General features: G+C 38.0%; 14 protein-coding genes. 8 read left to right on the forward strand and 6 right to left on the reverse strand.

Going from position 1 to position 12,015, the window contains the following annotated elements; genetic code table 11:
- Positions 1-212: 212 nt before the first annotated feature.
- Both HDF25_RS05540 and HDF25_RS05545 read left to right on the forward strand, forming a co-directional pair.
- Positions 213-860: a DUF6266 family protein gene (locus HDF25_RS05540; protein ID WP_184623622.1), complete on the forward strand. Its 648-nt coding sequence runs from the start codon at positions 213-215 to the stop codon at positions 858-860.
- Between the two features lie 139 nt (positions 861-999).
- Positions 1,000-1,266: a helix-turn-helix domain-containing protein gene (locus tag HDF25_RS05545; RefSeq protein ID WP_184623624.1), complete on the forward strand. Its 267-nt coding sequence runs from the start codon at positions 1,000-1,002 to the stop codon at positions 1,264-1,266.
- Positions 1,267-1,862: 596 nt separating this feature from the next.
- Here the strand turns inward: HDF25_RS05545 and HDF25_RS05550 are convergent.
- Positions 1,863-2,234 carry a hypothetical protein gene (locus tag HDF25_RS05550; RefSeq protein ID WP_184623626.1) on the reverse strand — a complete coding sequence of 124 codons (372 nt, stop codon included), beginning with the start codon at positions 2,232-2,234 and terminating at the stop codon, positions 1,863-1,865.
- A gap of 462 nt (positions 2,235-2,696) precedes the next feature.
- On the opposite strand from HDF25_RS05550, the gene HDF25_RS05555 reads away from it, so the two are divergent.
- From HDF25_RS05555 to HDF25_RS05580, 6 genes are all read left to right on the forward strand, one after another.
- Complete coding sequence (locus HDF25_RS05555; RefSeq protein WP_184623628.1) at positions 2,697-3,353, forward strand: DUF6266 family protein; 657 nt, start codon at positions 2,697-2,699, stop codon at positions 3,351-3,353.
- Between the two features lie 402 nt (positions 3,354-3,755).
- Positions 3,756-4,298, forward strand: coding sequence for a C40 family peptidase (locus HDF25_RS05560; RefSeq protein ID WP_260409326.1), 543 nt, complete (start codon positions 3,756-3,758; stop codon positions 4,296-4,298).
- Positions 4,295-4,795: a hypothetical protein gene (locus HDF25_RS05565; protein WP_184623630.1), complete on the forward strand. Its 501-nt coding sequence runs from the start codon at positions 4,295-4,297 to the stop codon at positions 4,793-4,795. Before HDF25_RS05560 ends, HDF25_RS05565 begins: the two co-directional genes overlap by 4 nt.
- A 106-nt stretch (positions 4,796-4,901) precedes the next feature.
- Positions 4,902-5,597, forward strand: a complete 696-nt coding sequence (locus HDF25_RS05570; RefSeq protein WP_184623632.1) for an imm11 family protein — start codon at positions 4,902-4,904, stop codon at positions 5,595-5,597.
- Positions 5,598-5,716: 119 nt separating this feature from the next.
- Positions 5,717-6,304 (forward strand): Crp/Fnr family transcriptional regulator, encoded by a 588-nt coding sequence (locus HDF25_RS05575; RefSeq protein ID WP_184623634.1) that lies wholly within the window; start codon positions 5,717-5,719, stop codon positions 6,302-6,304.
- 324 nt (positions 6,305-6,628) lie between these two features.
- Positions 6,629-7,387, forward strand: coding sequence for an SDR family NAD(P)-dependent oxidoreductase (locus HDF25_RS05580; RefSeq protein ID WP_184623636.1), 759 nt, complete (start codon positions 6,629-6,631; stop codon positions 7,385-7,387).
- Between the two features lie 81 nt (positions 7,388-7,468).
- Here the strand turns inward: HDF25_RS05580 and HDF25_RS05585 are convergent, their stop codons facing one another.
- The 5 genes from HDF25_RS05585 to HDF25_RS05605 all read right to left on the reverse strand — a co-directional run bounded on the left by HDF25_RS05585 (position 7,469) and on the right by HDF25_RS05605 (position 12,015).
- Positions 7,469-7,987 carry a peroxiredoxin gene (locus tag HDF25_RS05585; protein ID WP_221450864.1) on the reverse strand — a complete coding sequence of 173 codons (519 nt, stop codon included), beginning with the start codon at positions 7,985-7,987 and terminating at the stop codon, positions 7,469-7,471.
- Between the two features lie 167 nt (positions 7,988-8,154).
- The gene (locus HDF25_RS05590; protein ID WP_184623639.1) at positions 8,155-8,976 is read right to left on the reverse strand and encodes a helix-turn-helix domain-containing protein; all 822 of its coding nucleotides are present in this window, start codon (positions 8,974-8,976) and stop codon (positions 8,155-8,157) included.
- Positions 8,977-9,948, reverse strand: a complete 972-nt coding sequence (locus HDF25_RS05595; RefSeq protein WP_184623642.1) for an aldo/keto reductase — start codon at positions 9,946-9,948, stop codon at positions 8,977-8,979.
- A 176-nt stretch (positions 9,949-10,124) separates the two neighbouring features.
- Positions 10,125-10,580 carry a hypothetical protein gene (locus HDF25_RS05600; protein WP_184623644.1) on the reverse strand — a complete coding sequence of 152 codons (456 nt, stop codon included), beginning with the start codon at positions 10,578-10,580 and terminating at the stop codon, positions 10,125-10,127.
- A gap of 13 nt (positions 10,581-10,593) precedes the next feature.
- Entirely contained in the window at positions 10,594-12,015 is a 1,422-nt protein-coding gene (locus HDF25_RS05605; RefSeq protein ID WP_184623646.1) for a RagB/SusD family nutrient uptake outer membrane protein, read from the reverse strand.

Raw genomic sequence — 12,015 nt, forward strand, 5'->3', positions numbered from 1 at the left:
GTCTGTGTTGTATTCGTTGTTGGAATAGGGTTGGTATAGCTCTGGGTTATACCAACCCTATTCCAACAACGAACTCACCAATCATACAAAACCCTGTTCTATACTTGAATTTGTCTGTCCTTGTGTTGTTTTGCAATATCTAATTAATTTAAAAATTATTTGACTATATTGTTTTTGTAAAAAATTAGATTATATAGATAAATTAGGCAGTCATGGCGATATTAATAAAAGATGCGAAAAATGTTTTTGTTGGTAGAGTTGGTAACACCGTTAGCTACTCATTGAATGGACAAATTGTAAAACGAACAATTGGTAAAAGCACAAAGAAGGCTACAGTTTCTCAGCTTTCAGCCAGGCAACAAACCACTGTTATTGCTAAATTTTTGAATTCGGTACTCGACTATATCAATATTGGATTTGAGTTTGAGGCGAAGCGTTTTCGTACAAAAAATGCGCATAATCTAGCCACATCATATAATAGACGAAATGCTATTGCTGGAACTTATCCAGATCAGCATATTAATTTTTCAAAAGCTTTATTAAGTAAGGGTAAAATACCAGTAGCAAATAATATCAGTGTGAAGGTTATCGAAAATGGATTAGAATTTTCATGGGATAGGGATAGTTCACCCAGCGGAATGAAACCCGATGACAGGGTGATGTTAATGGCTTATTCACCTGAAAAAAAACGTGCTATATGTATTACTAGTGGAGCTGAACGAAGTGAAGGAGCGGAGATATTAGTTATCACTGAGTTTAAAGCACCTCTAGTGTTGGAAACCTATGTTTCTTTTATCTCAGCAGATTATAAGAAAATTTCCAACAGTCTCTATACTGGCCAGGTTTTGTGGCGTAAGTAAGTATTTGGTTATAAATTATCGTATATAATAATTTAATAGTTTTAATTATTTCAAATGAATAAATAATTTATATATATTGTTAGTAATATGAAGAGATGTTAAATATTAGCTGATTATCATTTGGTGCTAGTAATATATTATGTTGCAAAAAGACGATGACAAACTTGATTTGGTGATTGATCTGATTCATTTAGTCTTAAAAAGGCTTGAACAGGCTGATCCCGCTAAAGATCCGGTCTTTTTGAATATAGTTGAAACAGCAGATATGTTTAAGGTATCTGAAAGAACAATAAGACGTTGGTTGGCTGATGGAGTTATTAAAGGATTTCATATTGGCGGATCAATTCACTTTTCAAAAAATGAATTGATACAAGTTGCAATGGTGAATAGATTAAATAAGAAATAGGAACACCTCTAAATTGGCTCACCCACATTCTTGAAAATGAGCCGCCAGAGATTAAAGGCTTCTCTGAGCAGAATCTAAAATTCATAAAGATATAGTTTTGATAAGATAATTGGAAAACAGTCTGTTTCCGAAATTCCATGTGCAATAATATTTTTGGCAACGATATATTAGTTTACCCCAACAATGGCCATTAATTCAAATATAAGTTAGAATCTTAAAGAATCAAGTTTATAAGATTAAAAAGGATTTTTAACGTTTACGGTTAACAGTAAAAAATATCAATGTTTAATTGAGTGTTTTGTGTCTCATTTTAATTAAATAAATTCTTATGGCAAGAACAGCTGCATTTCATTCGATTAAACAACATGTTTACCATGACAACACTAAGTGTACAGAAGGTAACAACATTGAAAAAGAGAATCTAAGATCAGGAACAGGTGGTAAAACCAAATGTGCACATTGTTCTAAGTTAGACTAGTCTAAGCAACGATTTTCAATTAATTACGAACTGCCCCTTGGAAACGAGGGGCTTTACTATTTTTATAAGAAAAGAACTATTTATAAGTATGGGAATTAAAGATAAAACTAAAAATATCCTACTTTCCTTCATCTCTTTTACACCTTTCCTCTTCTGCAATTTGGGGCATTATTTTTAAGGGGATATCGATTTCATCTGACATTAATAGATGACTCCTATCTTCATTTGGATCATAATAATCCTCATCAGGCTCATCTGGTAAATTTATATCAATATCATTATTTTGAAGGCCAATGATTTTATCTAAAACTTCTTTAGATGAAGTTTCATCGAAACGAATGTAGCGTGAATAAACAAGACCACTTTTACTTTCATGCTCTTCAAGTGTATAACTCGTTTCTTGTAACTCTTCATAGGTAATACCTAGCTGCTGTACAATGTATCTAGCAAGATTTTCCTCATTAGTGCTTTCTAACTCTTTATTAATCATTTTTTTAATGATTTAAGTTAAATACAAGATATAGATTTCTTATGAACTTGAAATTTTAGAAATGGAAACTATATCTGATTTAGCAATGATAACTAGTGTTATAAACCCACGAGGAACGAAGTGGTGTAAACTAATATATCATTGCCATATTTTTTTATTCTTATCAATAATTCAGTCTATAAATCAAACCAAGAACACATTCCAAATTCAGATTGGGACAACCTATTTACTACTTATATTCCGTTCCTATATGGCCTAATTTCTGTCTTTTTAAATCTCTTTTTCTCTTCTATTTCTAACAAAGCCTATGACAATTCCGGACAATCCCGGACAATTCCGGACATGCGGCCCTGTTTGTTAGTTGCTTACGGTTTTATCCTATACATTAGTTCAACGAGTTCGAAGCTACCGGTACGCAAATGACTTGAATTAACAGATTATTTAATTTAAAAATTAAAGTTTATGGCAATTTTAGATCAAGGTCTTATAGGGACTTTCAAAGGAAAAATGGGATCGTTAGTTATCGCCAAATGGAAAAACAAATACGTTGGGAAGAGCAAACCCAAATCGTCTTCAAAAGCACGTACTGAACTACAGCTTGATCAACAGTCGAAGTTTAGATTGGTCGGTAAGTTTATGAGCGGGTTTTCTTCAACCATCTCATTTAGTTATCAAAAGCTGACGGTTGGAACAACTGCAATGAATGAGGCAATGCGGTATAATCTGAACAATTCGATTAGCGGTGTTTATCCCAATTATACATTGAATTTTGCTAACATCCAGTTAAGTGACCCACTGGAAAAACGGGAAATAGATGGTGGTATTAGCCCGGTAATAACGGCTTCGCCGCAGCGGAAGATTAAACTGACCTGGAAAATTGATGACCCTCAAAATTACGAGAAGACAAAGGACACTGATCAGGTGTATGCATTTTTATATCATCCCGAGAAAAAGATCAGTTTTGCTTCGACTCATCCTCAGAGAAGTAAATTGACCCTTGATTTTAGCGTACCTGGTATATTTCTGGGTGAGGTACATGCTTGGCTCTTTTTTGTTTCTGCAGATCGAAAGTTAGTCTCAAAAACAGAATATCTGGGTAAGGTGACGGTAGTCGCTTAAATTATAGATCGCTGGCAGAGTTATGAGATCTGCCGGCGATCTTTTGATCAAATTCAATTATACGTTCACCGTTTTAAAATAGTTTGTTATGAAAACTAAAATTATAAAATTACCCGAACGATCTCTTTCGTCTCTCTTTTCAGATCTCAGATTTTCCCGACTAAAACAGCAACTGTTTTTTCTCTTTCTATTAGTCCTTTGGTGTTTTGCTCCCCCCTGGTTACGTCTTTTTGATGAGACTGCAGGGGGTATAGATCAAAGTATTTGGTTATTGATTTTACTAAGCTTGATTAGTTTTTTACTGATAGTCAGTTTGTGCTGGTGGTTGTTACAAAGATTTTGGGAAACGGCTGGTTTGCCTTCGTTCTCAAAAATGGTTTCACAGTTTAATACGTTATTATTATGGCAACAATTAAGCTTTTACTGGCTGTCTTTTGCTTTGCTTTTACTGGTAGCATCGGTATGCTTAAACGCGATCTGTTAGTAAAAGATAGGAGTAGAGAAAAACTGGTTAATTTGGCGACAAGAGAAATTGGTGTGAGGGAGAAAACTGGTCACAATGATGGAATAAGGGTAGAGGCTTATTTGGCAAGTGTGGGCTTGAAAAAGGGACAACCTTGGTGCGCAGCTTTTGTAAGCTGGATTTATAAAGAAGCTGGTTTTATATATCCCAGATCAGGATGGTCACCGGCTCTTTTTCCTCTATATAGATTAGCCAGATCAGCATTGCCGGGAGATTTACTGGCAATTTATTTCCCTAAATTGAAGCGGATTGCACATGTGGGGATAGTTGAAAAACAAGAAGGAAATTGGTATCTGTCGGTCGAGGGGAATACAAATAGTCAGGGGAGTAGTGAAGGAGATGGAGTGTATAGGAAACGGAGACATGTAAAAGCCATTTACCAGATAGCTGATTGGGTTAAGCCAGAAAGGAGAATACGATGAAGTATTATCATTTTTATGTGCTATTGCTGAGTTTGTCCGCAGGCTGCGGTTTATTCAGTAACACCAGGGCTTCAAAGGAAAAAGCATATCTGCGCCAAGCAAATAAAACTGATCTTGAGATTCTGGAACAGAAAAATTTGATTAAAGATTCAACCGGTTTTATTTTTTATGCAGACTCAGCACGACATGATTACACAATTCAATTTTGGCCGAAAGGGAGGTTTACCTTTACTGCTGAAAATGGCTTTTCTGGAGAGGCGCATAGTATTTTGATTAAGGGAAGCTCTAGGGAGCAAGTGGGTTATTCAAGAATGGTTCGTTTACAAGAAAAGGATCAGGGTAGTGTGAAAGAGAAATTGAGAGTTAGTAATCGGGCTATCCATAAACAGGCGCATATAGTTAAAACTAATTCTGACTGGGGGAAATGGGTTGGAGGGGGCTTAATTTTAATAGCCATTATTGGATTACTATTATATCTTCTTAAAAAAGCGCTGTGAAATCTCACAGTGCTTTTTTATTGGATTTACCCTAGATTTACCTCATACTGTAAAAATACAAAGACTGAAAAGCGTCACTTTAATAACAAAACGATAAACCATATTTATGCAATACTATATTTTCAAAGAGGCTTGTGACACAAAAGAAACCGGTCCTGTTTTTCCACAGATTCAAAAGTGGAAACCTGGATATGATGATGACAAACCAGACTCTTTTTATTCCTATTATATTGCAGCCAAAAGTGGCGGTTTTCCTGATTTTACTCCGAATATGGATTACTTAATACTTCATGGAAGAGCTAAACCTACTGACATTATAAGCTCTGGTATGTCAACTGGTTTTATTATAAGTGAAAAATTAAAGGTGCTATTTGATCAATTTGTACTTCCACCACACCGATTTTACCCGGCAAAAGTATTACACAAAAAAACTGAGCTTAATGGTTACTTTTTCATACATATAATTTCGGATTATACAGATTTCGTAGATTATCCCAAGTCTACTTTCATTACTTCTGGGTTCTCCAATACTGATCCGCAGCCCATAACCATAACCTCAAAGGAGGATTACATTAGTAAGGCTAAACAGTTGCAAGATAATTCTTTTGTGAAAAAACTTCCTTATCGCTCTATAGGCGCAAAAGAGATTTATTTCAATTCAAAGTTTGATAAAGGATTAGACTTTTTTGAAATAGGTCGATTTGATATTAACTTTTATATCAGCCAGACTTTAAGAGATGCTTTGGCTGATAATGGAATTACTGGTTGTGATATTCAACCCACAGATAGGATCGTTTTTTAGATTATAAATATTGTGCTTAAGGATTCGTTGATTCAGGCTTACTGTGATTTACGATGTTTGTTTTTTTTAGTTTTTATCAGGCAGCTTGATTAAATTGCGAATTATTATATACTTGAACAATGTCCAATTTTGAAGTGCTTTTCGATTACATTCAGGAAATATCAGGCAAACTGCTTTCGGAAGATGATAAGCACTTGTTGATGGCACATTTCAAACCCAAAAAACTTAGAAAACGGCAATACTTTTTACAGGAAGGAGACGTATGCAAATATATTGGGTTTATTGTAAAAGGATCCGCCAGAACCTTTACGGTAGATGAAAAGGGGCATGAAAATGTATTGAAATTGTCTGTGGAAAATTGGTGGCTGGCTGATTTTGAAAGCTTTTACCTGTTGACGCCAAGTCGCTTTAATATTGAGGCGCTGGAGGATCTGGAGGTTCTTCAATCAACCAATGCTCAAATTGAGGAGTTTCTTAAGCACATCCCTGCCTTTTCAGCGATGCAGAACATAATCAGTCAAAACAACACCATTGCAACCCAGAAAAGAATGCAGGCCGCTTTTAGCTATACGGCTGAAGAGCGTTACGAAGACCTAATTAGCAATTATCCGCATTTTCTAAAACGGTTCCCGCAAAATGTGATCGCTTCTTATCTGGGTTTATCCCCGGAAACTTTAAGCAGAATAAGGAAAAACTCTTTTAAATAGATCCTTATGAAAGGATGAAATTCGGTATCCAAATAAACCCCATCGATATCACTTTCTGAATGCATAAAAGTTGCTCAACAACGCAAATATGCCGTTGTGATCTTTCTGGGTTTTTGCTTCCTGGGGTTTTTCTGGCTGTCTTAAGTTGTTTTTTTACAATTAGTTATCCGATTTACTTGATTTAGGTCTGGACAATAAGTTGACCTAAGTCAAATGTACTTAATGATTCATGTCAATAAACAGTCCGTTATGGGGCTGCATCTTTGGATATACTTCAGAACGGGAATACACCTGAAGAATAGGAGAAATTAACATATAGAAATCATGAGTAAATTAGAAAACAAAGTAGCGGTAGTTACCGGTGCAGCAAAAGGAATAGGTGCATCTATCGCAAAACACTTCGCGGCAGCAGGCGCAAAAGTAGTGGTGAATTATGCCTCAAGTAAAGAAGACGCAGATAGGGTGGTTAAGGAGATAACCGACAATGGAGGCCTGGCCATTGCCGTACAAGCCGATGTATCGAACGAGGCCGATGTGATCAGGTTGTTTGAAGAAACCCATACGGCTTTCGGTTCGTTGGATATTTTGGTAAACAACGCGGTCCATCAGGGATACTTACCTGTAGAACAGATATCGGTAGCAGCTTTTCATCAGCATTTCAACGTCAATGTTTTAGGGCCTATATTGACTATCCAGGCATCTTTAAAAGCGTTTGGCGATAAAGGCGGCAATATTATCAATATCAGTTCGGGTGCGAGCAAATACCCTCTTCCGGGAGCCTCGTTGTACTCTGCCACTAAAGCGGCATTAGACGCCATGACGATTGCTTTATCAAAAGAACTTGGTGTAAAGAATGTTCGTGTCAATTCTATTTTGCCGGGCGCTACAGATACAGAAGGTGCATCTAGTGCAGGTGTAACCCCTGGTAGTGAATATGAAAAAATGTTTGTTGCCAAAACACCGCTTGGCCGCAGAGGCCAGCCAGAAGATATTGCGAAAGCTGTTCTATTTCTTGCTTCGGATGATGCAGCCTGGATTACTGGAGAGCAAATTGGCGTTTCGGGCGGTATGTATGGTTTTTAAAGTTCTCAGGCAAATATAAAACATAACAAAGCTCCGTAGCCATACGGAGCTTTGTTCCCCTCACCGGGCAGAATTATAAAATTATAGCGCTTTCACAATTGCCAGTGATTTTTCGACATGTTCGATTGGTGAAATGTGATCGGTTTCTGATGAAAAGACCGCTATAATCTTACCGTTTTTACCGATGACATAAGTGGTTCTCGGGATGAAACCATGGTTAAGCTCTATGCCACGAATGTCTTTCATTCCAAGCTTCGATGGATTTATTGTCAAGCCGTATGTAGCTGCAATTTTACCTTCAGAGTCCGACGCTACCGCGAACTTGCCCGCACAGTAATCAGGATCAGCAGAAAATGTATTTAGTCGCTTTATATCGTCTCCGGATACACCGATAATAGTGGCTCCCGCGGCTGTAAATTTATCCTTCATTTCTGCGAAGGAATGAGCTTCTGCATCACAGCCGCCAGTATAAGCAGAAGGATAGAAGTAAACTACAACCGGCCCTTTAGCAAGGGATTTTTTTAATGAAAAATTGAATTCGTTACCAGCCAGACTGGCCTTAGCTGTAAATACAGGTGCTGCATCTCCTTTTTTCAACATCTTCGATTGGGTAAAACCAGGAAGAGCTGTTAGGATTGAAAAGCTGAAAATTAAAAAGGACAGGTAATAATATTTTTTTTTCATAGTAAATGGTTTTAATTTCTTAATGTTTGATATCAAATTTCGCAATAAATTCGATGAATAAATACACAAGTTTCTTGTTAATACTATTGGCTTGTTTTGATTAAGTTTGTTGGTGCTTTACCGAATTTTTGTTTGAACGAACGCGAAAAATGGGGCAGACTTTCGAAGCCGAGATCTAAATAAATGGCCGATGGCTTTTGATGTTTCTGTTCTATCAAATGCTTTGCTGCTTTAAGGCGTTTATCTAACAGCCATTGACGGGGCGGTACGCCGAACGTTTTTGCAAAGTCGCGTTTAAAACCTGCCAGGCTGCGCCCGGTGAGTCGTGCAAATCTTTCAACCGGGACGTTAAAATGAAAATTAGTCATCATAAAGCGCTCCAGATCAATTTTATGAGGTTCTGCAAAATCGAATAAGTATGACCTCAATTGCGGTAGGCTATGTAATAATAGTTTAACGCCTTCTTTAACTTTGAGGATACCCATATCTTCTGTGAGCGTTTCTGCTGTGGCCTGTGCATAAGGAATAATGGATTGAAAATAGCCAAGAAGAAATGGATCGGGGGGAACGGGCACGTTTGATGGGCCAACATATTTAGGACTGGTGTCGATCTGTTCTTCCAGCGCTATTTTGCGTAACAGATCTTCCTGAAGACAAATAACGATACTCTCATAGCCTTGGCCGGGAAGAGGTGTTTTAGTCAGTGTACCCAGTTGATTTTTGCCTACCAGCAGCATTTCGCCTGCTTTGAGCTCCAGGCGCTGGTCAGCTGTTTCTAAATGAAGTTGCCCTGAAACCATCAATACTAGCGTATGATGGTTCCAGAAGCATACTTTATCTTTCCGTTCTGCAGAGAGATAAGAATAGAAGATCACGCCGGGAAGTATTTCAGTTGGATTGGTCATTTATCTCTGTAAGTAAGTACCACCTAAGATGGCGCCTGGTGTAAAAGTAGTATTTAATAATTCTATTTCAGACGTCGTAAATTCAATGTTCATGGCAGCAGTATTTTCCTGTAACCTTGAACGGCGGCTCATGCTTACTAATGGCATAATATAGTCGCCTTGCATATTTACCCAAGCGATGGCAATTTGGGTAGGTGTAACTTGTTTATCATTCGCCAAGGCTTTCAATACTTCCACTTTTTCCAGATTTTTGATGAGGTTATCGCCTTGAAAACGAGAGAAGTGCAGGTGGTGGTCATTGTCCGCAAGCGGCGCTTTCATATTGCCTGTTAACAAACCTTCGGCAGTGTTGGCAAAGGCAGCTACTGCAATCCCCATTTCTTTAGCTGCTGGAAATAATTCGCTTTCCACCTGTCGGTCTGCCAGTGAATAGCCCATTTCCAGTACACTTATCGGATGAATCTGGTTTGCTTCGCGCAGTTGATCAGCCGTGATCTCAGAAACACCAATGTAGCGCACTTTACCTTCTTTGATCAGGTCGGCTATGGTACCAATAATATCTTCTACAGGTACGCTACCGTCCATCCGGCAAGGCTGGTACAGGTCTATGGTTTCAATGCCTAAACGGGTAAGCGAATAATTGATGAAATTCTTAATGGCCACGGGGCGCAGGTCCAGGCCCAGCCATTGCGCATTATGAAAGAGAGCACCAAATTTAACACTGATGAAGGCATCGTCCCTGCGGCCTTTAATGGCTTTACCGACTAACAACTCATTGTGTCCTGCACCATAAAAGTCGCCGGTATTTAAAAAATTGATGCCACTGTCAAGCGCAGACTGTATGGTAGCTATGCTTTCAGTTTCATCTGGCGTTGAACCTCCCCATACGGAAGACATGCGCATACAGCCCAAACCTAGTTTGGACACTAGAGGGCCGTTTTGGCCCAATTGTATTTTTTTGATCGTTGTCATGATACAAAGATCAGCGTTCGATCATTATTGAGCTTATCTATACGGCTCAAATTAGTTGTCCTGATAGCTCATTTTAAATTGCCACTTGTTGTGAATATTAAAATTATCATTGACGGTAAAAAATAAGAGAGGTTGAATCAATGAAACAACCTCTCTTATTTTTAAATCAATCCTGGTTAGAAGGTTACCGTGAGCGTATATGTCTGATAGTTTACACTAGCAGGTACCTCTGTATTTCCGATTAAATTGAAGATGAGCTTTTTTTGGCTTGCGGTCAAATTGTTGGGAATACTGCCTGGCACCAGATTTACCCGAATATAACCAAAGCTGCTGTTGGCAGGTATAATAAGTTTCCCCAGATTAGGGATAGTATAATGATTACCTTCAACTGCTGTACTCTTTGGATCTATCGTATAACTTAACTCCAGATTTGCAGGCCTCTGAGGGCCTACTAACTGGACCTTAACGCTGTCATAGCCAGGAGCAGCTACAGTTCCCTGTGATCTGCTTTTTATAGCGGGCGAAAATTCTACTACCGATGGACCTTTATAAGTTTGATATTCCTTTTTACAGGCCGTAAACATCAGTGAGATCAGCCCTATAACAAATGTATATTTTAAAATATTTTTCATTTCATTTCTTAATTTAGTAACCTGGATTTTGAAGCAGGTTCGGGTTTATATCTAATTGACCTTGTGGAATATAAGAGAGGATACGCACATCTGTTGAGAAAAGGAGTGTTCCATTATCTTTTACAATATTAGCACCACGTCTAACCAAATCAAACCAGCGATCGCCTTCGTAAGCCAGTTCAATTCTTCTTTCATTTAGAATCACATTTAAAAGTGTTGCACCTGTTGCCGTTGTTGGAGCAAGACCAGCCCTGAGACGAATCTTATTCACATCATCCTGTGCTTTTCCATCCTGCCCTGAACGTGAATAAGCTTCTGCTCTGGTCAGGTACATTTCAGATACACGAATCATTCTTACATTATCCAGGCCATATGAACCTCCGGATCCTGGATATTTCTGAACCCAGAAAATTGATTCTCCCGATTTAGTAACTGGCACTAGCATGGCTGTTTTTCTGATATCACCTTTTTCATACGCATTCAAAAGACTGTTGGAAGGAACAACATCACCATAACCACTTGAACTGGTTGATGAATTTCCAAGACGTTGGTAAATACTTTGCAGACTATTCGACCCTAGACTTTCTGAAATATCAAAATTGATTTCGAAAATGGATTCCGGGCTATTCTTTTGATTGAAAATAGAAGAATAACCTGCGACTGTTGCCGTAGCAACAAAGGTTCCCACATTAGCATTGATTGCTTCAGTAGCGTTATTTATTGCAGATTGCCATTCCTCATTATACAGAGCAACTCTGGATCTCAAAGCCTGAGCCGCAGCTTTTCCAATAATTGTTTTAGCGGTTAAACCATTTGGATTAGTCAATATAGCAATAGCTCCGTCAAGATCTTTCTCAATCTGAATATAAACTTCGGAAACCTTACTTCTTGATGGATAAGTCACCTCAGTTACACTAGAAACACCTTTCAATATGATAGGTACACCCAGGTCGAAGCTGCCTGGAGTATGTTTAGGATTATATCCATATTCATTAGCCAGGGTAAAATACAATAAAGCTCTGAGAAATAAGGCCTGACCTTTAATCGTCGCTTTTTGGGCTGGTGTGCCATCACTAGCCTGATCTACATTATCCAATATCAGATTACATTTATTAATGATAGGATAAAATGAAGAGTATTCTACAAAATGCGTACGTAAAGTATTGTTGTATTCACCAACAAAACGGTTGGAGTTGGAGACTGTAATTCTGCAATTATCTGACAAGACTTCGGACTTGATAATAATATCCCTTCCGAAATTTCCAGAAGCCTGTAAATTACTGTATACATTTGTTAATAAACCTTGTATGCCCGTTATTGAACTCAGAGCCCCTTCGGCGGAGATAGACTGTTTAGGCTCGACATCCAATATTTTTTTACAGGATGAGCACGTCAGGACAAATCCTGTAACGAGTAATAATATATAATTTTTCAT

Origin of the sequence: Pedobacter cryoconitis (genome assembly GCF_014207135.1) — a bacterium.
Classification (GTDB): Bacteria; Bacteroidota; Bacteroidia; order Sphingobacteriales; family Sphingobacteriaceae; genus Pedobacter; species Pedobacter cryoconitis_D.

Excerpts from the sequence above, each read along its gene's own strand:
- HDF25_RS05585 (WP_221450864.1), bottom strand. The coding sequence starts at position 7,987 with ATGTTGAAAAAAGGAGATGCAGCACCTGTATTTACAGCTAAGGCCAGT.
- HDF25_RS05580 (WP_184623636.1), top strand. The coding sequence starts at position 6,629 with ATGAGTAAATTAGAAAACAAAGTAGCGGTAGTTACCGGTGCAGCAAAA.
- HDF25_RS05555 (WP_184623628.1), top strand. The coding sequence starts at position 2,697 with ATGGCAATTTTAGATCAAGGTCTTATAGGGACTTTCAAAGGAAAAATG.
- HDF25_RS05600 (WP_184623644.1), bottom strand. The coding sequence starts at position 10,580 with ATGAAAAATATTTTAAAATATACATTTGTTATAGGGCTGATCTCACTG.
- HDF25_RS05605 (WP_184623646.1), bottom strand. The coding sequence starts at position 12,015 with ATGAAAAATTATATATTATTACTCGTTACAGGATTTGTCCTGACGTGC.
- HDF25_RS05595 (WP_184623642.1), bottom strand. The coding sequence starts at position 9,948 with ATGACAACGATCAAAAAAATACAATTGGGCCAAAACGGCCCTCTAGTG.
- HDF25_RS05560 (WP_260409326.1), top strand. The coding sequence starts at position 3,756 with ATGGCAACAATTAAGCTTTTACTGGCTGTCTTTTGCTTTGCTTTTACT.
- HDF25_RS05545 (WP_184623624.1), top strand. The coding sequence starts at position 1,000 with ATGTTGCAAAAAGACGATGACAAACTTGATTTGGTGATTGATCTGATT.
- HDF25_RS05550 (WP_184623626.1), bottom strand. The coding sequence starts at position 2,234 with ATGATTAATAAAGAGTTAGAAAGCACTAATGAGGAAAATCTTGCTAGA.
- HDF25_RS05575 (WP_184623634.1), top strand. The coding sequence starts at position 5,717 with ATGTCCAATTTTGAAGTGCTTTTCGATTACATTCAGGAAATATCAGGC.
- HDF25_RS05565 (WP_184623630.1), top strand. The coding sequence starts at position 4,295 with ATGAAGTATTATCATTTTTATGTGCTATTGCTGAGTTTGTCCGCAGGC.
- HDF25_RS05590 (WP_184623639.1), bottom strand. The coding sequence starts at position 8,976 with ATGACCAATCCAACTGAAATACTTCCCGGCGTGATCTTCTATTCTTAT.
- HDF25_RS05570 (WP_184623632.1), top strand. The coding sequence starts at position 4,902 with ATGCAATACTATATTTTCAAAGAGGCTTGTGACACAAAAGAAACCGGT.
- HDF25_RS05540 (WP_184623622.1), top strand. The coding sequence starts at position 213 with ATGGCGATATTAATAAAAGATGCGAAAAATGTTTTTGTTGGTAGAGTT.